The 22,462-nt window shown below is 71.0% G+C and carries 14 protein-coding genes; 5 read left to right on the top strand and 9 right to left on the bottom strand.

Annotated elements, in window-relative coordinates; genetic code table 11:
• The 6 genes from OG349_RS27195 to OG349_RS27220 form a co-directional block, all read right to left on the bottom strand.
• Positions 1 to 1,827 carry a branched-chain amino acid ABC transporter permease gene (locus OG349_RS27195; RefSeq protein WP_327237092.1) on the bottom strand — a complete coding sequence of 609 codons (1,827 nt, stop codon included), beginning with the start codon at positions 1,825 to 1,827 and terminating at the stop codon, positions 1 to 3.
• 5 nt (positions 1,828 to 1,832) lie between these two features.
• Complete coding sequence (locus tag OG349_RS27200) at positions 1,833 to 2,762, bottom strand: branched-chain amino acid ABC transporter permease (RefSeq protein WP_327237093.1); 930 nt, start codon at positions 2,760 to 2,762, stop codon at positions 1,833 to 1,835.
• 99 nt (positions 2,763 to 2,861) lie between these two features.
• Complete coding sequence (locus OG349_RS27205) at positions 2,862 to 4,094, bottom strand: branched-chain amino acid ABC transporter substrate-binding protein (protein WP_327237094.1); 1,233 nt, start codon at positions 4,092 to 4,094, stop codon at positions 2,862 to 2,864.
• A gap of 552 nt (positions 4,095 to 4,646) precedes the next feature.
• Positions 4,647 to 5,081, bottom strand: a complete 435-nt coding sequence (locus OG349_RS27210; protein ID WP_327237095.1) for a hypothetical protein — start codon at positions 5,079 to 5,081, stop codon at positions 4,647 to 4,649.
• Between the two features lie 33 nt (positions 5,082 to 5,114).
• Positions 5,115 to 5,591 carry a PaaI family thioesterase gene (locus tag OG349_RS27215; protein ID WP_327237096.1) on the bottom strand — a complete coding sequence of 159 codons (477 nt, stop codon included), beginning with the start codon at positions 5,589 to 5,591 and terminating at the stop codon, positions 5,115 to 5,117.
• A gap of 64 nt (positions 5,592 to 5,655) precedes the next feature.
• Entirely contained in the window at positions 5,656 to 7,986 is a 2,331-nt protein-coding gene (locus OG349_RS27220) for an FdhF/YdeP family oxidoreductase (protein WP_327237097.1), read from the bottom strand.
• A 204-nt stretch (positions 7,987 to 8,190) separates the two neighbouring features.
• Between OG349_RS27220 and polA the strand changes: the two genes are divergently transcribed.
• Together polA and OG349_RS27230 are read left to right on the top strand one after the other, a co-directional pair.
• Positions 8,191 to 10,902 carry a DNA polymerase I gene (gene polA, locus OG349_RS27225; protein WP_327237098.1) on the top strand — a complete coding sequence of 904 codons (2,712 nt, stop codon included), beginning with the start codon at positions 8,191 to 8,193 and terminating at the stop codon, positions 10,900 to 10,902.
• A gap of 203 nt (positions 10,903 to 11,105) precedes the next feature.
• Positions 11,106 to 12,878, top strand: coding sequence for a lytic transglycosylase domain-containing protein (locus OG349_RS27230; RefSeq protein WP_327237099.1), 1,773 nt, complete (start codon positions 11,106 to 11,108; stop codon positions 12,876 to 12,878).
• Between the two features lie 81 nt (positions 12,879 to 12,959).
• Here the strand turns inward: OG349_RS27230 and hrpB are convergent, their stop codons facing one another.
• Both hrpB and OG349_RS27240 read right to left on the bottom strand, forming a co-directional pair.
• Entirely contained in the window at positions 12,960 to 15,518 is a 2,559-nt protein-coding gene (gene hrpB, locus OG349_RS27235; protein WP_327237100.1) for an ATP-dependent helicase HrpB, read from the bottom strand.
• A 105-nt stretch (positions 15,519 to 15,623) separates the two neighbouring features.
• Positions 15,624 to 16,508 carry a class I SAM-dependent methyltransferase gene (locus OG349_RS27240; protein ID WP_327237101.1) on the bottom strand — a complete coding sequence of 295 codons (885 nt, stop codon included), beginning with the start codon at positions 16,506 to 16,508 and terminating at the stop codon, positions 15,624 to 15,626.
• A 339-nt stretch (positions 16,509 to 16,847) separates the two neighbouring features.
• On the opposite strand from OG349_RS27240, the gene rpsA reads away from it, so the two are divergent.
• Positions 16,848 to 18,368, top strand: coding sequence for a 30S ribosomal protein S1 (rpsA, locus tag OG349_RS27245; RefSeq protein WP_161312711.1), 1,521 nt, complete (start codon positions 16,848 to 16,850; stop codon positions 18,366 to 18,368).
• A 98-nt stretch (positions 18,369 to 18,466) separates the two neighbouring features.
• On the opposite strand, the gene OG349_RS27250 is transcribed toward rpsA, so the two are convergent.
• On the bottom strand, positions 18,467 to 19,441 hold the full coding sequence (locus tag OG349_RS27250; protein WP_327237102.1) for a sheath polysaccharide-degrading enzyme: 975 nt from the start codon (positions 19,439 to 19,441) through the stop codon (positions 18,467 to 18,469).
• A gap of 356 nt (positions 19,442 to 19,797) precedes the next feature.
• Between OG349_RS27250 and OG349_RS27255 the strand changes: the two genes are divergently transcribed.
• Together OG349_RS27255 and OG349_RS27260 are read left to right on the top strand one after the other, a co-directional pair.
• A complete protein-coding gene (locus OG349_RS27255) occupies positions 19,798 to 21,321 on the top strand; it encodes a flavin monoamine oxidase family protein (protein WP_327238744.1) in 1,524 nt (507 codons plus the stop codon).
• A gap of 104 nt (positions 21,322 to 21,425) precedes the next feature.
• A complete protein-coding gene (locus tag OG349_RS27260) occupies positions 21,426 to 22,370 on the top strand; it encodes a PAC2 family protein (protein WP_327237103.1) in 945 nt (314 codons plus the stop codon).
• Positions 22,371 to 22,462: the final 92 nt, after the last annotated feature.

Raw genomic sequence — 22,462 nt, forward strand, 5'->3', positions numbered from 1 at the left:
TCAGGCCCCTGTCTTGCTGAGGACTGCGGGCGCTTCGGCCGCTTCGTGGAATTCGAGCTGGCGGCGCCGGTTGGGGATGAGGCCTTCGGGACGGAAGCGCATCAGCAGGACGAGCGCGAGTCCGAAGGCGAGGAGCTGGTAGTTGCCGAGGAACTGGAGCTTGGCGGGGATCAGGTAGAGCAGCGCCGCGCCGACGAGGGGTCCGCTGATGGTCCCCATGCCGCCGAGGACGACGGCGGCGAGCAGGAAGGCGGAGTTCGGCGGGACGACGTGGGCGAACTGGTACTGCTCGGGTGTCACGGTGTAGGTGACGTGTGCCTGGACGGTGCCGGCGAGGCCGGCGAGCGTGGCGCCGAGGGCGAACGCGATGAGCTTGACCCGGAAGCCGTTGATGCCCATGGCGAGCGCCGCGGTCTCGTCCTCCCGGATGGCGACCCAGGCGCGGCCGATGCGGGAGTCGCCGCTGCGGCGGAAGACGATGACCACGATGAACGTGATCAGCAGCATCAGGAAGAAGTAGTTCGCGAAGCGCCCGATGGTGACGCCGAAGACGTCGTGCGGGAGGCCGAAGTCGAAGCCGAACATCTTGAGGTTCGGGATCGAGGAGATGCCGTTGGACCCGTTGGTGATGTCGGGACCCGAGGTGCCGTCGAGGTTGTTGACGGTGATACGGAAGATCTCTCCGAAGCCGAGGGTGACGATGGCGAGGTAGTCACCGCGCAGGCGCAGGGTGGGGGCGCCGATGAGGACGCCGAACACCATGGACGCGGCCGCGCCGACGAGCACCGCCCCGAAGAAGGGGAGGTGGAGGTCGAAGGGGGACGACGGGGACCCGGAGACCATGGCCGCGGCGTACGCGCCGACGCCGAGGAAGGCGACGTAACCGAGGTCGAGGAGGCCGGCGAGTCCGACGACGATGTTCAGGCCCAGGGCGACGGTGGCGAAGATGAGGATGTAGACGCCGATGGTGGCGTACTGGTCGTCGGCCTGAGTGAACGGGAAGGCGGCCGCGGCGGCGAACGCACCGGCCATGGTGACGTTGCGGTGCCGGGAGGTGATGACGGAGATACGGGCCATGAGGCCGGACTTGGCGAGGGCCGCGAAGCCGAAGCCCGCCGTGACGAGGAACCCGATGAACAGTTCGTCGTACTCGGTGCCGATGCCGTACGTGAAGACGAACAGGCCGACGGCGAGGGCCGCGACGATGATCAGGATCTCCACGTAGGAGGGCAGCTCGCGGGCGGGCGCGGACCGGCCGGTGGCGAAGGCCGCCTTCCAGGTGTTGGCGGACGCGGCGGCCTGGTGCTTGAACTTCTCCCACCCGTCGTCGTCCGGGTCCACCGGGTCGGGCGCGGGGCGCTCGAACGGCAGGGCGAGGGCGCCGACGACGGCGGCGAGGGTCGCGAGGGCCGCGACGAAAGCGCCCGGTTCGAGGTTGGCGAGGCCGCCGAGCTGGTAGCTGATCGCCAGCACGGTGTACCAGGCGGTGCCGAAGGCGGCGAGTGCCGAGAGCTTGAGGGAGCTGTCGGCGCCGGCCGGAACGAGCCACCCGAGGCCCTTGACTCCGTAGGAGGCGAGGCCGAAGAGGGTGGTCAGCACGCCCGCGACGAGGACGAGCCACTGGAGTCCGCCCGGGTACCCGTAGACGGTGAGGTCACCGGGGAAGGCGGAGGTCCAGGTCCAGGAGAGGAAGGCGGAGACAATGGTGAGGGCGCCACCGCCGGTCGCGAGGGCCCGGCCCAGGTTGGCCGGGAGGCTGATGAGGCCGGACGGCGCGTCGGGCTCCGGCGTCCGCGGGGTTTCCGCTGTGGTGGTCTGTGTCGTCATCGGTGTCACGCCCTGTCCGCGACGCGCTCGCCGAGGAGGCCCTGTGGCCTGACGAGGAGCACGACGATGAGAAGTACGAAGGCCCACACGTCGGCCCAGGACTGGCCGCCGAGCTGCTGCATGCCGGGGATGTCGCTGATGTAGGCCGTGGCCATGGTTTCGGCGATGCCGAGGGCGAGACCGCCCAGCATGGCGCCGTAGATGTTGCCGATTCCGCCGAGGACCGCGGCCGTGAAGGCCTTGAGGCCGAGGATGAAGCCCATGCGGAAGTTGATCTCGCCGTACTTGAGGCCGTACGCGACGGCCCCGACGGCGGCGAAGGCGGCACCGAGGGCGAACGCGACCACGATGATGCGGTCGGTGTTGATGCCCATGAGCTTGGCCGTGTCCGGGTCCTGCGCGGTCGCCTGCATGCCGCGGCCGGTCCGGGTTCTGGCCACGAAGTAGGCCAGGATGCCCATGCAGATCGGGGCGGCGACCAGCAGGAAGATGTCACCGGTCTGGATGGTGACGCTGCCCAGGTGGAAGGGACCGCCGGAGATCTCGGGGAACGTGCGGGACGACTTCGCCTCCGGGTACCAGGCCCACACCGCCTGCTGGAGCGCGAGGGAGAGGCCGATGGCGGTGATGAGCGGGGCGAGACGGGGTGCGGTGCGCAGCGGCCGGTAGGCGAATCGTTCCGCTCCGACCGCGATCGTGGTGGCGATGACGATCGCCCCGATGATCATGAGCGGGAGGGCGATCCACATGGTCGTGCCCGTGGGGAGAATGAGCCAGACCGTCAGGGCTCCGAAGCCGCCGGTCATGAAGATCTCGCCATGGGCGAAGTTGATGAGCTGGACAATGCCATAAACCATCGTGTAGCCGATGGCGACGAGCCCGTACATGGATCCCAGTAGCAGGCCGTTGACCAGCTGTTGCGGCAGTTCGTGCACCGCAGGTCCTCCGAGTCTTTCGACGGATGTGACAACCGCGCGGGGCGCTGTTCTTCGCAGCGCCCCGCGCGGCTGGGGAAGTGGTGCGGGTGGGAAAGGTCAGCCGGCGTAGGTACCGGACTTGACCGGGACCCAGGCGTCGCCCTTGTATTCGTAGACGGTGAGCTGCTTGTTGGTCGCGTCACCGAATTCGTCGAAGGAGACCTTGCCGGTCACACCGTCGAAGGAGACCGTCTGGAGGGCCTCGACGACCTTGGCGCGGGCATCGTCGGGGAGCTTGCCGTCGTTGGCGTCGACGACCTTCTTGACCGCCTCGATGATCGCCCAGCCGGAGTCGTAGGAGTAGCCGCCGTACGCCTCGTAGGCGTCCTTGTAGCCGGCCGCCTCGTAGTTGGCGACGAACTCCTTGGCCGAGGGAAGAGTCTCGACCGGCGCGCCGACCGAGGTGGCGAGGTCGCCCTCGCCCTCCTTGCCGGAGAGCTTGATGAAGTCGGCGCTGTAGATGCCGTCACCGCCGACGAGCGGGATCTTGGCGCCGGACTTCTTGATCTGCTTGCTGAGCGGGCCGGCCTGCGGGAACTCGCCGCCGTAGTAGACGACGTCCGCGCCGGAGCTCTTCACCTTCGTGACGACGGCGCCGAAGTCCTTGGTGTCCGGGTTGATGTGCTCGGTACCGGCGACCGTGCCACCGAGCTTCTTGAACTCGGCGGTGAAGGTGGCGGCCAGACCGGCGCCGTAGGTCTTCTTGTCGTCGATGACGAAGACCTTCTTCTTCTTCGCGTCGTTGAAGAGGTACTGCGCGGCGAACGGGCCCTGGATGGCGTCCGTGGTCGCGGTGCGGAAGTACGACTTGTACGGGCGCGCCTTCGTGCCGCCGTTCCAGTCCGTGCCCTGGGTCAGGGCCGGGTTGGTGTTGGCGGGCGAGACCTCGGCGAGCTTCGCGTCGTCGAAGACCTTCTGCATGGACTCGGCCACGGAGGAGTTCAGCGGGCCGACCACACCGAGGACGGTCTTGTCGGCGACGAACTTGGTGGCGTTCTGCTGTCCGGAGGACGGCTGCGCCTGGTCGTCGAGGGCCTCCACCTTGAAGGTGACGCCGTCGACGTACTTCTTCGTGTTGGCCTGCTTGGCCGCGAGGTCGACGGAGTTCTTGATGCCGAGACCCAGCGAGGAGAGGTCACCGGTCAGCGGCGCGTCGACGCCGATGACAACCGTGGTGCCGCCCTCGTCGTCGGAGCCGGTTTTCCCTTCGTCGCGCGAGCCACAGGCAGTGAGCGCGAGCGCTCCCACAGTGAGCGTAGCCGTCATGGCTATGAGCGAACGTTGACGCACGATCAGTCCTTTCACCTGGCACGGCCGTCCCCCCTGGAACGCACCGAGTCGAGCGCGGGAACCGAACTGAAGGTAATCCGGCGGCGCGGTGACTGGCGGTGACTATAAGCGGGGTATTGGGGCGGGTGGAGGGCCTGGGCAATGATGTGACGCTCTTGTTATGCCAGGGCGTCATGGATAGCGGAACTTCAGGGGTGGATCGGGGGAATTCGGGGCGGTTCGTCTGGTCCACATGCTGAGAACGTGCAGGACTGTCCGGGGGTTTGAGTCCTGACATCAGCGGATGTCAGATGAACGGCCGGGGCACCCGGTGCCATGAACTTCTGCCAGGTCGTGGCTGTATCGCGCACCCGGAATATCGCTCGGCGCCTGTATTGCGCACGTATTACGGAGTGTTACGCCGAGGAAATGGAGTCCGGCATTCCGTGCCACTTTTCCGCATTCCGGCACATGAATCGTGACGCGTACCGTTCGTGGCTTTTCTGAGGTGATACGGAAGGGGGCGCTGGGATCGGAGGTGATCCGGAGGCCTCCCGGGGCCGGCCGGTCCGCTCACTGCCAGGGGCCGCCGGCCGGGCCGCCGTCGCGGTAGCGGTCGGCGCAACGGCGGTCCGCCTGTGCGGCGATCAGTCTCCCGGCCGCCGCCGGGCCGCGGGCCTTCTCCTCGGTGCGGGCCGCGTCGGTCACGGCGCGCAGGATGTCGTACTGGCCGCCGGACAGCCCCATCGCCTGGTAGTCCAGGCCGGCCTGGGCGCCGCCGTCGAGGACCACCCGGGCCCAGTGCGTCACGAGCCGGGCGCAGAGGTCCTCCGGCGGGGTGGTCCGCGGGGCGGGCCGGGAGGCGGCGGGGGTGGTGGGGCGCGCGTCCGCGCCGCCCCGGTCCTCCGCGCAGCCGGTGAGGGCGGTCGCGAGGGCGGTCGCGAGCACGAGTGCGTACGCCGGTACGGACCCGAGCGGCATCCCGTACCGGCGCGGTGATGGCCTCATGCGGGCACGCTACTGCGTCCGGGCCCCCGTCGGTCAGGCCCCGGCCGGGGCCTGCCGCAGGAGGCAGGTGAGGCGGGCGGAGCAGACGCGCCTGTCCCGGTCGTCGGTGATGACGATCTCGTAGGTGGCGGTCGTACGGCCGCGGTGGACCGGGGTCGCGACCCCGGTGACCAGACCCTCGCGCACCCCCCGGTGGTGCGTGCAGTTGAGGTCGACACCGACGGCGACCTTGCGGCTGCCGCCGTGCAGCATCGAGCCGATGGAGCCGAGGGTCTCGGCGAGCACGGCGGACGCGCCGCCGTGCAGGAGCCCGTACGGCTGGGTGTTGCCCTCCACCGGCATGGTGCCGACCACACGTTCGGGTGACGCCTCGATGATCTCCACCCCCATGCGGGCGCCGAGGTGTCCGGCCGAGAAGACCGCGGCGAGGTCGACGCCGAGGGCGGCGTACTCGTCGATGATCTCCTGGGGGAACTGCACGGGGGACTGTGTCGGGGTCTGCTCGCCCATGGGGCCCGGCTCCGATCGTCGACGGCGGTGTGTGCACCGTCTTATCAGATGGCTGAGCGATCGCTTAGCCGAGCCCCTTGTCGGATAGGTCACTCCTCCGCTGCTCGGCCGCCACCACGGGGCGTTCGGCCGGCTCGAAGCGGACGATGACCGACTTGCTCGTGGGGGTGTTGCTGATGTCGGCCGTCGCGTCGAGCGGGACCAGCACATTGGTCTCCGGGTAGTACGCGGCGGCGCACCCCCGGGCGGTCGGGTAGTGGACGATCCGGAAGGCCGTGGCCCGGCGCTCCACGCCGTCCTTCCACTCGCTGACGAGATCGGTGTACGAGCCGTCGGGCAGCCCGAGTTCGGCCGCGTCGTCCGGGTTGACCATGACGATCCGCCGGCCGTTCCTGATGCCCCGGTAACGGTCGTCGAGGCCGTAGATGGTGGTGTTGTACTGGTCGTGCGAGCGCATGGTCTGGAGCAGCAGCCGGCCCTCGGGGAGCTTCGGGTACTCGACGGGCGCGGCGGTGAAGTTGGCCTTGCCGGTGTGCGTGTGGAACTTCCGCTCGTCGCGCGGCGCGTGGGGCAGCTCGAAGCCGTTGGGGTGGGCGACGCGCTCGTTGAAGTTCTCGAACCCGGGTATGACGCGCGCGATCCGGTCGCGGATGTTCGCGTAGTCCTTCTCGAAGTCCTCCCAGGGGATCAGGGAGGAGGGGCCGAGGACGGCGCGGGCCATCCGTACGACGATGGCCGGTTCGGAGAGCAGGTGGGGGCTGGCCGGTTCGAGGTTGCCCCGCGAGGCGTGCACCATGCCCATGGAGTCCTCCACGGTCACGATCTGCCGTACGCCCGCCTGGAAGTCCTTGTCGGTACGGCCCAGGGTGGGCAGGATCAGCGCGCGGACGCCGGTGACGACGTGCGACCGGTTGAGCTTGGTGGAGACGTGCACGGTGAGCCGCGCGTTGCGCATGGCGGCCTCGGTCACGAGCGTGTCCGGGGTCGCGCCGACGAAGTTGCCGCCCATCGCGAAGAAGACCTTCGCGTCGCCGTCGCGCAGCGCCTCGATGGACCGCACCACGTCGTAGCCGTGGTGGCGGGGCGAGGTGATGCTGAACTCCAGGTCCAGGGCGTCCAGGAAGGCGTCGGAGGGCCGCTCGAAGATGCCCATCGTGCGGTCGCCCTGCACGTTGGAGTGGCCGCGCACGGGGCAGACGCCGGCGCCGGGGCGGCCGATGTTGCCGCGCAGCAGCAGGAGGTTGACGACCTCGCGGATGGTCGGCACGGAGTGCTTGTGCTGGGTGAGGCCCATGGCCCAGCAGATGATGGTGCGTTTCGAGGCGAGGACCATCTCGCCGGCCTTCTCGATGTCGGCGCGGTCCAGGCCGGTCGCGGTCAGCGTCTGGTCCCAGTCGGCCTCGCGCGCGGCCGCGGCGAACTCCTCGTACCCATGGGTGAATTCGGCGACGAAGGACTCGTCCACGGCGCCGGGCGTCTCCAGGACGATCTTGTTGAGCAGGCGGAACAGGGCCTGGTCGCCGCCGATGCGGATCTGGAGGAACAGGTCGGTGAGGGCGGCGCCCTTGACCATGCCGAGCGGCGTCTGGGGGTTCTTGAAGCGCTCGAGTCCCGCCTCGGGCAGCGGATTGATCGAGATGATCTTCGCGCCCGCGGACTTGGCCTTCTCCAGCGCGGAGAGCATGCGCGGGTGGTTGGTGCCCGGGTTCTGCCCGGCGACGATGATCAGGTCGGCCCGGTGCATGTCCTCCAGGGACACGCTGCCCTTGCCGATGCCGATGGTCTCCGCGAGGGCCGAACCGGACGACTCGTGGCACATGTTGGAGCAGTCGGGCAGGTTGTTCGTGCCGAACTCGCGCGCGAAGAGCTGGAGAAGGAACGCGGCCTCGTTGCTGGTACGGCCCGACGTGTAGAAGCACGCCTCGTCGGGCGACTCCAGGGCCTTCAGTTCCTCGCCGATGATCTGGAAGGCCCGCTCCCAGGGGACGGCCTGGTAGTGCTCGGCGCCTTCCGGCAGGTACATCGGCTGGGTGATACGGCCCTGCTGGCCGAGCCAGTAGCCGCTGCGCCCTGCCAGGTCCTCCACCGAGTGGTCGGCGAAGAAGTCCGGGGTCACCCGGCGTACCGTCGCCTCCTCGGCGACGGCCTTCGCGCCGTTCTCGCAGAACTCGGCCTTGTGCCGGTGGTCGCCCTCGGGCCAGGCGCAGCCGGGGCAGTCGAAGCCGTTCTTCTGGTTGAGCTTGAGGAGGGTCCGCGCGCTGCGGCGCACCCCCATCTGCTGTCGCGCGATGATCAGGGAGTGCGCGACGGCGGGCAGTCCCGCGGCGGCGTGCTTGGGGGCCGCGACCTGCGGCGCGTCCTGGACCGGATCACCTGCGGGCGGCTTGCTGGCCATCGTGCTCTCCTAGAGCTGCGTATCACACACGAACTGGATTCACGCACAAACTGGTTACTGTCGACTGTGTACAGTATTCAAGTTTTGCACAGGGCGGCCTGACGGGTATAGACCACCCCCCAGTGAAGCCCGTCACCGCCGGGCCCACCGGGCGGAGCGCGGGACCGGTCGGGATTGTCAGTGGGGCGTGGCAGGATCGGGTACGTGGCTGAGACAGCGTCGAAGAAGACCCCAGACAACCGTCCTCGCCTGCTCCTCATGGACGGGCACTCCCTGGCGTACCGGGCGTTCTTCGCGCTGCCCGCGGAGAATTTCACGACCGCGACCGGCCAGCCGACCAACGCCATCTACGGCTTCGCGTCGATGCTGGCGAACACCCTGCGTGACGAGGCGCCCACCCACTTCGCGGTCGCCTTCGACGTGTCCCGCAAGACGTGGCGCTCGGAGGAGTTCCCCGAGTACAAGGCGAACCGCTCGAAGACCCCCGACGAGTTCAAGGGACAGGTCGAGCTGATCGGCGAGCTGCTGGACGCGATGCACGCGGACCGGTTCGCGATCGACGGGTTCGAGGCCGACGACGTCATCGCGACCCTCGCCACCCAGGCCGAGGCGGCCGGCTTCGAAGTACTCATCGTCACCGGCGACCGGGACTCCTTCCAGCTGATCACCGAGCACACGACCGTGCTCTACCCCACCAAGGGCGTCTCCGAGCTGACCCGCTTCACCCCGGAGAAGGTCGAGGAGAAGTACGGCCTCTCCCCCCGGCAGTACCCGGACTTCGCCGCCCTGCGCGGCGACCCGTCCGACAACCTCCCCGGCATCCCGGGCGTGGGCGAGAAGACCGCCGCCAAGTGGATCAGGGAGTTCGGCTCCTTCGACGAGCTGATCGCGCGCGCCGACGACGTGAAGGGCAAGGCGGGGCAGAATTTCCGCGACCACCTGGAGTCGGTCAAGCTCAACCGCAGGCTCACGGAGCTGACGTGCACGGTGGAGCTGCCCAAGACCCCCCAGGAGCTGGAGCGGCAGCCCTACGACCGTACGGCCCTGATCTCCGTGCTGGAGGTCCTGGAGATCCGTAACCCCAGCCTCCGCGAGCGGCTGCTGGCCGTGGACCCGGGCGCCGTCGAGGACGAGCCCCCGGCCCCCGCCGCCGGCGTCGAGCTGGACGGCACCGTCCTCGGCTCCGGGCAGCTCACCCCGTGGCTCGCCGAGCACGGCACCGGGCCGCTCGGCATCGCCACGGTCGACACCTGGGCCCTGGGCGCCGGCTCCATCACCGAGGTCGCGCTCGCCGCCGCGGGCGGCCCCGCCGCCTGGTTCGACACGACCCAGCTGGACGAGGCCGACGAACAGGCCTTCGCCGCCTGGCTCGCCGACGACGAGCGGCCCAAGGTCATGCACAACGCGAAGAGCGTCATGCGGGTCGCCCCCGAGCACGGCTGGCGCGTCGGCGGCGTCACGATGGACACCGCCCTCGCCGCCTACCTCGTCAAGCCCGGCCGCCGCTCCTTCGCCCTGGACACCCTCGCCGTCGAATACCTCGGCCGGGAGCTGGCCCCCGCCGCCTCCGCCGACGGCCAGCTCGCCTTCGGCGCCGACGACGAGGCCGAGGCCGACGCGCTGATGACCCAGGCCCGCGCGGTCCTCGACCTGGGCGACGCGTTCACCGAGCGGCTCGCCGAGGTCGGCGCCACCGACCTGCTGTACGGGGTGGAGCTGCCCACCTCCGCCCTGCTGGCCCGGCTGGAGCGCCACGGCATCGCCGCCGACCGGGCGCACCTGGAAGCCATGGAGCAGCAGTTCGCGGGCGCCGTCCAGCAGGCCGTGAAGGAGGCGCACGCCGCCGTCGGCCACGAGTTCAACCTCGGCTCGCCCAAGCAGCTCCAGGAAGTCCTCTTCGGCGAGCTGGGCCTGCCCAAGACCAAGAAGACCAAGACCGGTTACACCACCGACGCCGACGCGCTCGCCTGGCTCGCCGGCCGGACCGAGCACGAACTGCCCGTCATCATGCTGCGCCACCGCGAGCAGGCGAAGCTGCGGGTCACCGTCGAGGGCCTGGTCAAGACGATCGGCGCCGACGGCCGTATCCACACCACGTTCAGCCAGACCGTCGCCGCCACCGGCCGGCTCTCGTCCACCGACCCCAACCTCCAGAACGTGCCCGTGCGCACGGACGAGGGCCGGGCGATCCGCCGCGGCTTCGTCGTCGGCGAGGGGTACGAATCGCTGATGACGGCCGACTACAGCCAGATCGAACTGCGGGTGATGGCGCACCTCTCCGAGGACGCGGGCCTGATCGAGGCCTTCACCTCCGGGGAGGACCTGCACACCACCGTCGCCTCCCAGGTGTTCGCGGTGGAGCGGGCCGCCGTCGACCCCGAGATGCGCCGCAAGATCAAGGCCATGTCGTACGGACTGGCGTACGGCCTCTCGGCGTTCGGCCTCTCCGCGCAGCTGAACATCGAGGCCGCCGAGGCCCGGGGGTTGATGGACACCTTCTTCGAGCGGTTCGGCGGCGTAAGGGACTACCTCCAGCGCGCGGTCGCCGAGGCCAGGGCCACGGGCTACACGGAGACGATGCTCGGCCGCCGCCGGTATCTGCCCGACCTCAACAGCGACAACCGCCAGCGCCGCGAGACCGCCGAGCGGATGGCGCTCAACGCCCCCATCCAGGGCACCGCGGCCGACATCGTCAAGGTCGCCATGCTGAACGTGGACCGGGCCGTCCGCGCGGCCGGCCTCACGTCCCGCATGCTCCTCCAGGTCCACGACGAAATCGTCCTGGAGATCGCCCCCGGCGAGCGCGAGGAGGTCGAGGCCATCCTGCGCCGCGAGATGCCGGCCGCCGTCGACCTGCGGGCGCCGCTGGACGTCTCCGTGGGCGTCGGCACCGACTGGGAGTCGGCGGCCCACTGATCCGTACAGCGGGGCGAACGGCGCAGCTCACCCGGGTGGGGCACCGGCCCGGGTGAGGCCTGCGGCCCCCGGGCGACCCTCAGGTGGCGAACTGGTGAAAACCGGTCGCGACCGGTGTTGCCGCACAGGGAGTTGACGTAGGGTCGCCGGTGCCCAGGCGCGGGGAGCGCGCATGTGTATTCCACCGGGGAGGGACCAGACGTATGGCAGTGCCATTCGGCAGCCGACTGCGCAGAGGAGCCACCACCACCGCGGTGGCCGCCGTGGCCATCGCGGCACTCTCCGCCTCCCAGGCGCCGGGCGCCGTCCTCGGACTGCCCGGCGGTGGCACGCAGGCCGCCGACGCCACCACCACGCCACCCGGTACGCCCGCGACCGGCAACTCCCCGTACTACACGGACCTTCCGCCGCTCAACCCGCCCGACAAGCCGCTGGTGTCCATAGACCTGCCGGCGGCCACGGGCGACGTCGAAGCGGGGATACCCGCCACGGTCCTCGACGCCTACAAGAAGGCGGAACAGGCCCTCGCGGAGACCAGGCCCGACTGCCGGCTCCCCTGGCAACTGCTCGCCGCGATCGGCAAGGTCGAGTCCGGCCAGGCGCGCGGCGGCGCGGTCGACGCCGACGGCACCACGACCGCCCCGATCCTCGGGCCCGTCCTCAACGGGGTCGGCTTCGCCAACATCTCCGACACGGACAACGGCGCGTACGACGGCGACACGACGCACGACCGGGCCGTCGGGCCCATGCAGTTCATCCCCTCCACCTGGGCGACCTCGGGCCAGGACGGCAACGGGGACGGCCGCAAGGACCCCAACAACATCTACGACGCGGCCCTCGCGGCCGGCCACTACCTCTGCGCGGCCGGCCGCGACCTCACGGTCGACGCCGACCTGGACGAGGCGATCCTCAGCTACAACCACTCGCAGGACTACCTGAACACGGTCCGGTCGTGGCTGGAGTACTACCGCAAGGGCACGCACGAGGTCCCGAACGGCACCGGCGTCCTGCCCAGCACCGACACCCCGACCGGTACGGTCCCGACGACGCCGGTCACTCCCTCGGCGCCGGGCACCCCGCCGCCGACGTCCCCGGGCACCCCGCCGCCCACCAAGCCGCCGACGACGCCCCCCACTTCACCTCCGACGACGCCTCCGACCAAGCCGCCGACAACGCCCCCGACCAAGCCGCCGGCGTCGAAGCCGCCCGTCGTCAGTCACGTGGAGAAGGCCGGCACGGGTACGTTCACCACCGTCGCCGGGAGCCTGTTCCCCGGGCGGGCCGCGGTCCGGGCCGAGGACAAGACGGGCAAGCCCGTCGCCAAGGTCGAGATCACCTTCACGATCGCCGGCGACACGGACGCCCGGTTCGTCCCCGACGCCACCACCGTCACCGTGGTCACCGGCACGGACGGCATGGCGATCGCGCCGCAGCTCAAGGCCGGTGAGAAGGCCGGTACGTTCGTGGTGCGCGCCACCCCGTCCTCGGGCCTGGTCCCCGGCGTCACCTGGACCACGACCGTCACGGCCCGCCCGGCCGACGCGCTGGCCAGGACCGACAGCAAGGACCTGACGGCCGTCGCGGGCGCCGCGTTCGCCGACCCGGTCCAGATCAAGGCCACGTCCAAGGGCACGGCCGTCCCCGGAGCCGGTGTCACCGCCTCGGTGATCAGCTCCGCCGACGACCCCACCGCCCCGGCCGGCGGCCCGTACTTCAAGGCGGCCGACGGCGGCAAGCTCCGGACGCTGACCGGCCTCACCACCGGTGCCGACGGTGTCCTCCAGCTCCCGGACCTCTTCGCGGACACCGATGCCGGAACGTTCGTGCTGCGCCTCCGGACGGAGGACGGGGTGACCCTGGACATCACCGTCAAGGTCACCGCGCCGCCCACCACCCCGCCGCCCACCGAGCCGGGCACACCGTCGGGCGAGCCCTCCGGCACCCCGTCCTCGTCGCCCTCCACCCCGGCGGGCTGACCGTACGGTCCGCGCCACACAGCCGCCCCCGCGTCCCTCCGGACCCGGGGGCGGACGCGTCCGTGGTGGACCGCCGCTCACTCACCGCCGGTTGTTCAGCCGCCGCGTCGCGACCGCCGTCGACGGATCCTCCGGCCACGGATGGCGGGGATAGCGCCCCCGCAACTCCGCCCGCACGGCCCGGTAGCCCTCCCGCCAGAACGACGCCAGATCCGCCGTCACCGCCGCCGGACGCCCGGCGGGCGACAGCAGATGCACCAGCACCGGCACCCCCGCCACCCTCGGCGTCTCCCGAAGACCGAACAACTCCTGGAGCTTCACGGCCAGGACGGGCTGCGGCCCGCCGTACTCCACCCGTACCCGCGACCCGCTCGGCACCTCGATCCGCTCCGGCGCCAGCTCGTCCAGCCGCGAGGCCTCCCCCGTGGACCAGGGCAGCAGCCGCCGCAGCGCCTGCCCCGCGTCGAGCCGCGCCAGGTCCGACCGCCGCCGGGCCCGCGACAGTTCGGGCTCCAGCCACTCGTCCGCCCGCTCCAGCAGCGCCGCGTCCGACACGTCGGGCCAGCCCCCGCCCAGCTCCCGGTGGAGGAAACCCAGACGCTCCCGCAGCCCCTCCGTGTCCCGCGTCCAGCGCAGCAGCCCGAACCCCTCACGCCGCAACCCGTCCAGCAGGGCCGCCCGCACCAGCCGGCCGTCCGGCTTCTTCAGGGGCCGTACGGACAGCTCCACCGCCCCCAGCCGTTCCACCCGCCGGGCCACCACGTCACCGTCCTCCCAGCGGACCTCCTCGCCCTCGGAGTGCAGATGCCCGGCGGCATCGCGCGCCGTCGCCTCGTCGATCACCGCCGCCAGCCGCACCCGCGCGGCCACCGCCGTGGCCGGCCGGTCCGCCACCGCCACCGCCAGCCAGCCGGCGCTGCGCAGCGCCGACCCGTCGCCCAACTCCCCGCCCGTACCGGACACCATCAGGTACGCCCCCGCGCCCCGCGCCCGCGCCACCCGCTCCGGAAACGCCAGCGCCGCCACCAGCCCGGCCACGGTGTCGTCCGAGGCCCCGCCTTCCCGTCCCGCCGTCTCCTGGCCCGCCGCCGAGGCCAGCCGCCGCGCCTCCTGCCGCCAACGGGCGCCGTACGCGTCGCTGTTGCCGCGCGCGGCACGCCAGGCCGCCGCCAGATCGTCCCCGTACGCGCGCGGCGGCTCCTCGCTCAGCAGCGCCACCACCTCCGCCGCCCGGCGCGTGCCGACCCGCGAGGCGCCGTCCAGGAGCGCCCGCGCCAGCCGGGGATGCAGACCGATCCGCGACATCCGCACCCCGCGCTCGGTTGCCCGGCCCGAGGAGCCGTCCACCGCGCCGACGGCCGTCAGCACGGCACGGGCCGCCGCGAGGGCGCCGGCGGGCGGCGCGTCGAGCAGCGCGAGACCACGCGCGTCCGGATCGCCCCAGCACGCCGCCTGGAGCGCGAACGCCGCCAGGTCCGCGACCCTGATCTCGGGGGAGGGGAAACGCGCCAGCCGGACATCCTCGGCCTCCGTCCAGCAGCGGTAGACGGCCCCCGGCGCCTCGCGCCCCGCCCGGCCCGCCCGCTGCCGGGCGCCCGCCTGCGACACCCGTACGGTCGTCAGGGCGCTGAGCCCGCGCGCGTGGTCGGTACGGGGCTCACGCGCCAGGCCCGCGTCCACCACCACCCGTACCCCCGGCACCGTCAGGCTCGACTCCGCCACGGCCGTCGCGAGGACGACCCGCCGCCGCCCCGACCCGGCGGACCCGGCCAGGACCGCGTCCTGCACGGCGGCCGGCGCCCGCCCGTGCACCTGGAGGACCTCGGCCCCCACGTCACCCAACTGCCCCGCCACCCGGCCGATCTCGCCGACCCCCGGCAGGAAACAGAGCACGTCACCCTCCCGCTCGGCCAGCGCCCGCCGGACCACCGACGCCACATGCGTGAGCAGGACGGGATCGACCCGCATCCCGTGCGGCGGCCGTACGGGCCGCGGCGGCGGCGCCCAGACCACCTCCACCGGGTACGACACCCCCTGGGCCTCCACCACCGGCGCGTCGCCCAGCAGCCGCGCCCAGCCCGCCGCGTCCGTCGTCGCGGAGGCCGCCACCAGCCGCAACTCCGGCCGCAGGGCCGCCCGTACGTCCAGCAGGAACGCGGCCACGGTGTCCGCGTCCAGATGCCGCTCGTGGCACTCGTCGAGGATCACCACATCGACGCCGGCCAGCTCCTGGTCCCGCTGGAGCCGCTGGAGCAGCACCCCGGTGGTCACCACCTCCACCACCGTGTCGCGGCTGACGACCCGCTCGCCGCGCACGGTGAAACCGACCCGCTCGCCGGCCTTCTCGCCGAGCAGCCAGGCCATGCGCCGGGCCGCCGCGCGGGCCGCGATCCGCCGGGGCTCGGCGACGACGACCCGCCGTACGGGCGCGCCGCCCGCCGCGCCCCCGCCGCCCTCGCCGAGGAGCCCGGCCAGCACCAGCGGGACCAGCGTCGTCTTGCCGGTCCCGGGCGGGGCGCACAGCACCGCGCAGCCGTGCCCGTCGTCCGCGCTGTCCCCGGCGCGCCCGTAGAGGGCCCGCTCCAGCGCGGGCAGGGCGGTACGGACGGGCAGGGCGCGGAGACTGTCGTGGCGGATCATGCGCCCAGTCTCGTACGGCCCGCGGCCTCGGGGGCGGCCGGTTCTCCAGTTACGGGCCGGGCGGTCCTCCCGTACGGGCCGGTCGGTCCTCCCGTACCGGGCCGGTCAGTCCTCCCGTACGCAGACGAAGATCGCCGTACCCGGGATCAGCTTGCCCCGCAGCGGGGACCAGCCGCCCCACACCTGGCTGTTCCAGGCCGGCCACTCCGGCTCCACGACGTCGACCAGCCGGAACCCGCCGGCCACCACGTCCCGCACCCGGTCGCCGACCGTCCTGTGGTGCTCCACGTAGACCGCGCGCCCCTCCTCGTCCTGTTCCACGTACGGGGTGCGGTCGAAGTACGAGGACGCCACGGACAGGCCCTCGGGCCCCGGCTCGTCAGGGAACGCCCAGCGGACCGGGTGCGTCACCGAGAAGACCCAGCGGCCACCGGGCCGCAGCACCCGCCGCACCTCGCGGAAGACCCCCACCGGGTCGGCCACGAAGGGGATCGCGCCGTAGGCGGAACAGGCCAGGTCGAACGAGCCGTCCCGGAAGGGCAGCTCTCCGGCGTCGGCCTGCACCAGCGGGAAGCCCGACGGGCGGTCCTGCGCGATCCGCAGGGCGTGCTGGAGCTGGCGGTGGGAGAGATCGAGCGCCACCGGGCGGGCGCCCTGGGCCGCGAGCCAGCGCGAGCACTGCGCCGCGCCCGCCCCGATCTCCAGGACGTCCAGGCCGCGCAGCGACTCCTGCGGGCCCAGCAGCTCGGCCTCCACCTCGTCCAGGCCCTCGGGGCACCAGACAAAACGGTCGTCGCCGAGGAAGGTGCCGTGCTCGGTCTGGTACTCGTCCGCGTTCCTGTCCCACCAGCCGCGATTGGCCCGGCTGCTCTCCACCGTGCCGCTCTCGCGGCGGGTGGCCTCGGGTTCGGTGTCGGGGCCGCTGTCGGAGCCGGTCGCGGGGCCGGTCGCGGGACCGGCCGCTGATTCGGGTTCGTACTCTTGGATCATCGTGTCCGTCGTCGTAGGCTGCGAGGAGTCGTCGTGGGGCCGTGGTGGCCTCATCGAACGCTGGATGTGCCGGGTATGGGCCGTTCCGCCCCGGGTGTGCGCCTTCGCGCATTGACCGTGCTCGGCTGCCCCCGTATGCTAAAGGTTGCGCTGCGGGCTTGCGCGCCTCAGACGTAGCAGCCGCGCTCGCGTCAGTTGGTTGTCCCCTCGGTCGTCGAGGCGCTTATCCCGTGGTGTGGGATCGGCGCTTCCTTGGCTGTCCGGCTTCGGCAGACGCGATACGGGCTCCCGGCGTAGCAGTACCTACGACTCACTGTCCGCACCGGAGCCCTAACCCACATGACGAGCAGCACCGAGACCACCGCCACCACTCCGCAGGTTGCGGTCAATGACATCGGTAACGCCGAGGCCTTCCTCGCCGCGATCGACGAGACGATCAAGTACTTCAACGACGGCGACATCGTCGACGGCGTCATCGTGAAGGTCGACCGGGACGAGGTCCTGCTCGACATCGGTTACAAGACCGAAGGCGTCATCCCGTCCCGCGAGCTTTCGATCAAGCACGACGTCGACCCCAACGAGGTCGTCAAGGTCGGCGACGAGATCGAAGCCCTTGTTCTCCAGAAGGAGGACAAGGAAGGCCGCCTGATCCTCTCGAAGAAGCGCGCCCAGTACGAGCGCGCCTGGGGCACGATCGAGAAGATCAAGGAAGAGGACGGGATCGTCACCGGCACCGTCATCGAGGTGGTCAAGGGTGGTCTCATCCTCGACATCGGCCTCCGTGGCTTCCTGCCGGCGTCTCTCGTCGAGATGCGCCGCGTCCGCGACCTCCAGCCCTACGTGGGCAAGGAGCTCGAAGCCAAGATCATCGAGCTGGACAAGAACCGCAACAACGTGGTCCTGTCCCGCCGTGCCTGGCTGGAGCAGACGCAGAGCGAGGTCCGCCAGACGTTCCTCACGACCCTCCAGAAGGGCCAGGTCCGCTCCGGCGTCGTCTCCTCGATCGTCAACTTCGGTGCGTTCGTGGACCTCGGCGGCGTCGACGGTCTCGTGCACGTCTCCGAGCTGTCCTGGAAGCACATCGACCACCCCTCCGAGGTGGTCGAGGTCGGCCAGGAGGTCACCGTCGAGGTGCTCGACGTGGACATGGACCGCGAGCGTGTCTCCCTGTCGCTCAAGGCGACGCAGGAAGACCCGTGGCAGCAGTTCGCCCGGACGCACCAGATCGGCCAGGTCGTCCCCGGCAAGGTCACCAAGCTCGTCCCGTTCGGCGCGTTCGTCCGTGTCGACGAGGGCATCGAGGGTCTGGTCCACATCTCCGAGCTGGCCGAGCGCCACGTGGAGATCCCGGAGCAGGTCGTCCAGGTCAACGACGAGATCTTCGTCAAGGTCATCGACATCGACCTGGAGCGCCGCCGCATCAGCCTCTCGCTGAAGCAGGCCAACGAGTCCTTCGGCAGCGACCCGGCCTCGGTCGAGTTCGACCCGACGCTCTACGGCATGGCCGCGTCCTACGACGACCAGGGGAATTACATCTACCCCGAGGGCTTCGACCCCGAGACGAACGACTGGCTCGAGGGCTTCGAGACCCAGCGTGAGGCGTGGGAGGGCCAGTACGCCGAGGCGCAGCTCCGCTTCGAGCAGCACCAGGCGCAGGTCATCAAGTCCCGCGAGGCCGACGAGGCCGCTGCCGCCGAGGGTGCTGCCGCGCCCGCCGGCGGGGGCAGCGCTCCGGCCGCCTCGGGTGGCGGCGGTGGCGGCGGTTCGTACTCCTCGGAGTCGGACGACAACTCCGGCGCCCTGGCGTCGGACGAGGCACTTGCCGCGCTCCGCGAGAAGCTGGCCGGCGGCCAGAGCTGACGCTCCGGCCGGCAGGTGGCTGAACAGCCGGACGGAAGGCCCGTTCCCCTTCGGGGGAGCGGGCCTTCCGCTTTTCCGGGGATCAGGGCTTCAAGGCGTCAGGGGGTGACGGCGATGTTCGTCAGGCCGTTGCCGCCGGTCACCGTGTTGGAGCTGTAGACCGTCGTCCGGCAGGACGCGCTGTTGTTGGTGACGTTGACGGCGATCCTGCCCGTGCCGGTCGCGCCGGTCAGGTCGGAGCGGTTGGAGCGGAAGACCGTGCCGCAGCCCCAGCCGGTCTGCTGGGTGTGGGTCTCGTAGCCGTTGTTCCGGGTGTTGCGCCCGGTGTTGCCCTCGACCAGCGTGTTGTTGCCCTTCACGTCGACCCAGGAGTCGTCGAAGTTGGCGTTGGTGAGGCCGTTGCCGTCGAAGGTGTTGCCGATGATGCGCGCACCGGTGGTGCCTTCCTTGATGTCGATGTTCTCGCCGCCGACGTCGGGCCCGATGGTGTTGTTCAGGATCTGCGCGTTGTCGCTGCGGTCGCTCAGGTCGCCCGCCGAGCCGACGTACACGCCCTCGCCCATGCCCCGGCCGTCGTTGCCGGTGTCGTAGATCCGTGAGTTCCTGAGGATGCCGTTGCTGCTGGACGTCCGGAAGTGGACGCCCTCCATGGTCAGGTTGTGCACGGTCACGGAGTCGATCACGACGCCGTTCGCCGCGTCCGTCACGATGCCCTTCTGCGCGTTGGTGACCGTGACGCCCTGGACGGTCCAGTACGCGGCTCCGTTGAGGTGCAGGGCGTAGCCGCCGCCGGTGGTGGTGGTGAGGACGGCGGCGGGCGAGCCGACGAGGGTGATCCTGGCCCCGGCGGTACCGGCCACGGTGGCCTTGAAGTTGCCCTTGTAGGTGCCGTCGGCGAGCTTGATCGTGTCGCCGGGGGCCACGGTGGTCAGGGCCGTCTTGAGCTGGGCGGCGGTGCTCACCTGGATGACGGTGGCCGAGGCCGCCGCGCCGGCGGGCGTGGCGAGCAGGGCCGTACCGCCGGTGGCGAGGAGGGGGGCCAGCAGGGCGGGGAGGAGCGTTCGGGCGCGCATGGGGGTGCCTTCCCGGTCAGGGGCCGGATCGGTTCCGGCCGCCTAGAGCATGCCAAGGTCTGGACCAATGGCCAAGAGGGAGTGGGTGATTGGCCGTCGCGCCCGGTGGCACGGTGAGCGGAGAGCAACGTGTGGGATACACGAGCATCCGACGGGCCGTAACACGCCGTTGCCAAGATCCCCGCACACCTGACCGGAAGGGGTAACTGGCCATGCGTCACACGCCGAACACCACCACGGGCAACCGCACTTCGGGCAACAGCGCCGCACTCACGGGCACTTCGGGCACGAGCGCCTCCGGCACGAGCCGCCGGAATTTCCTGCGCCAGGTAGGCGTCACCGGGGGAGCCGGGGCGATGCTCGCCACCATGGGGGCCCTGGGTCTCGCCCCCACCGCCGAGGCCGCGAGCCGCGAGCCCGTCTTCCGCGCGCCCAGAACAGGTGACTTCACCCTCAGGGGCCGGGCGGCCGCCAAGGTGGTGATCGTCGGCGGCGGGATCGCCGGCCTCACCACGGCGTACGAACTGGGCAAGGCGGGCTACGACTGTACGGTCCTGGAGGCCGGGGACCGTACGGGAGGCCGCAACCTCACCGTACGCGGCGGGGATTCGACCACGGACCTCCTCGGCCACCGCCAGACGGCGCGCTTCTCGGACGGCCAGTACATGAACGCGGGTCCCGCCCGGATTCCGCAGTGGATGGTCACCATGGACTACTGCCGTGAACTCGGCGTCCCCGTCGAGGTGTTCACCAACTCCAACGCCAGCGCCTACATCTACAACGAGAAGGCCGGCATGACGGCCCCGGTGCGCTACCGCACCGCCAAGGCCGACACGTACGGCTACGTCTCCGAGTTGCTCGCCAAGGCCACCGGACGGGGCGCGCTGGACGCCGAGTTGACCGCCGACGACCAGCAGCGGCTCCTCGAATTCCTCAAGAGCTTCGGGGACATCGGCAGTCAACTCACCTACACCGGAAGCGAACACCGCGGCTTCAGCGTCGACCCGGCCGCCGCCGGCACCCCCGGCGTGGAGCTGGGCGCGGTGCCCACCGTGTCCGAGGTGCTCTCCAGCGGAGTGGGCCGCTACTTCTCCTTCGAGTTCGGGTACGACCAGGCGATGCTGATGTTCCAGCCGGTCGGCGGTATGGACCGGATACCGGCGGCGCTCACCCGGGCGATCGGCCACGGGAGGATCCGTACCGGCGCCGTCGTCCAGAAGATCACCGACAAGGCGCACGGCGTGACCGTCACGTACGCGCAGAACGGCCGGACGCGCGTGATCGACGCGGACTACTGCGTCGCCGCCCTGCCGCCCCACATCCTGGCGAAGACCTCCCACAACCTGGGCAGCGCGGTGCAGATCGCGCTGGAGGCCGTACGGCCGACGTCCGCCGGCAAGATCGCGCTGGAGTACCGCAGCCGCTGGTGGGAGAGCGACCACCGGATCTACGGCGGGATCACCGAGACGGACATGGACCTCAGCCACATCTGGTACCCGTCGTACGGCTTCCACGGGGCGCGCGGCACGGTCATCGGGTACTACAACACCGGCACCAACGCCGACACGTACGGGAACCTGACCCCCGCCGAGCGGGAGAAGCGGGCCGTCGCCCAGGGCGAGAAGATCCACGGCGCGAAGTACCGCACCGAGCTGGCGTCCTCTTTCTCCCACCACTGGCGCCAGACCCCGCACCTGGAGGGCGCCTGGCACAGCATGTCCGGCGGCCCCGACGCGCCGGTCTTCGCCCCGCTCAACCGCGCCGCGGGCCGCGTCTACTTCGCCGGTGACTACCTCTCGTACGCCGACGCCTGGCAGCACGGCGCCTTCACCTCCGCCAGGAAGGTGGTGAGCACGCTCCACGCGCGCGTCCTCGCCTGACGTCGCCCGACGTTCCGACGTTTGTAACGGATCTTCGTGCGGCACGGGGAATGCCCGTGCCGCACGGCGCGTTCTTCTTACGAACACGAGGAGGAGCGGTAATCGTGCTTGATCCGCAGGGTTTGTACGAATGGGAGCCCAAGGGCCTCGCCGTCGTCGACATGGCGCTGGCACAGGAGTCGGCGGGCCTTGTCATGCTCTACCACTTCGACGGCTACATCGACGCGGGGGAGACCGGCGACCAGATCGTCGAGAACCTGCTGGAGTCGCTGCCCCACCAGGTGGTGGCCCGCTTCGACCACGACCGGCTCGTGGACTATCGCGCGCGCCGGCCGTTGCTGACCTTCAAGAAGGACCGCTGGGCCGGTTACGAGACCCCGACGCTCGACGTGCGCCTGGTCCAGGACGCCACGGGAGCGCCGTTCCTGCTGCTGTCGGGCCCCGAGCCGGACGTGGAGTGGGAGCGGTTCGCGGCGGCTGTCCGCCAGATCGTGGAGCGCCTGGGAGTACGGCTCTCGGTGAACTTCCACGGCATCCCGATGGGCGTCCCGCACACCAGGCCGGTCGGCATCACGCCGCACGGCAACCGCACGGACCTGATGCCGGGCCACCGCAGCCCGTTCGACGAGGCGCAGGTGCCGGGCAGCGCGGAGTCGTTGCTCGAATACCGCCTGATGCAGTCGGAGCACGACGTCCTCGGGGTGGCCGCGCACGTCCCGCACTACGTGGCGCGGTCCTCGTACCCGGACGCGGCGCTGACCGCGCTGGAGGCGATCACGGCCGCGACGGGACTGGTCCTGCCGAGCATCGCGCACTCCCTGCGCACCGAGGCACAGCGCACGCAGACCGAGATCGAACGCCAGCTCAGCGAGGGTGACGAGGACCTGGTGACCATGGTCCAGGGGCTTGAGCACCAGTACGACGCGGTCGCCGGCGCCGAGAGCCGGGGGAACCTGGTCGCGGAGCCGACGGAACTGCCGTCGGCCGACGAGATCGGCCGTGAATTCGAGAAGTTCCTCGCCGAGCGGGAGGGCGACGGGGGAGCCTGAGGCCACCCCGCCGGTACGGCACCTGATCTTCCCGCGATGACCGCGGCGCCTGGACGAGTGGTCCGGACGCCGCGGTCTTCGCTGTTCCAGGC

The sequence above is a fragment of the Streptomyces sp. NBC_01317 genome, assembly GCF_035961655.1.
GTDB lineage: Bacteria > Actinomycetota > Actinomycetes > Streptomycetales > Streptomycetaceae > Streptomyces.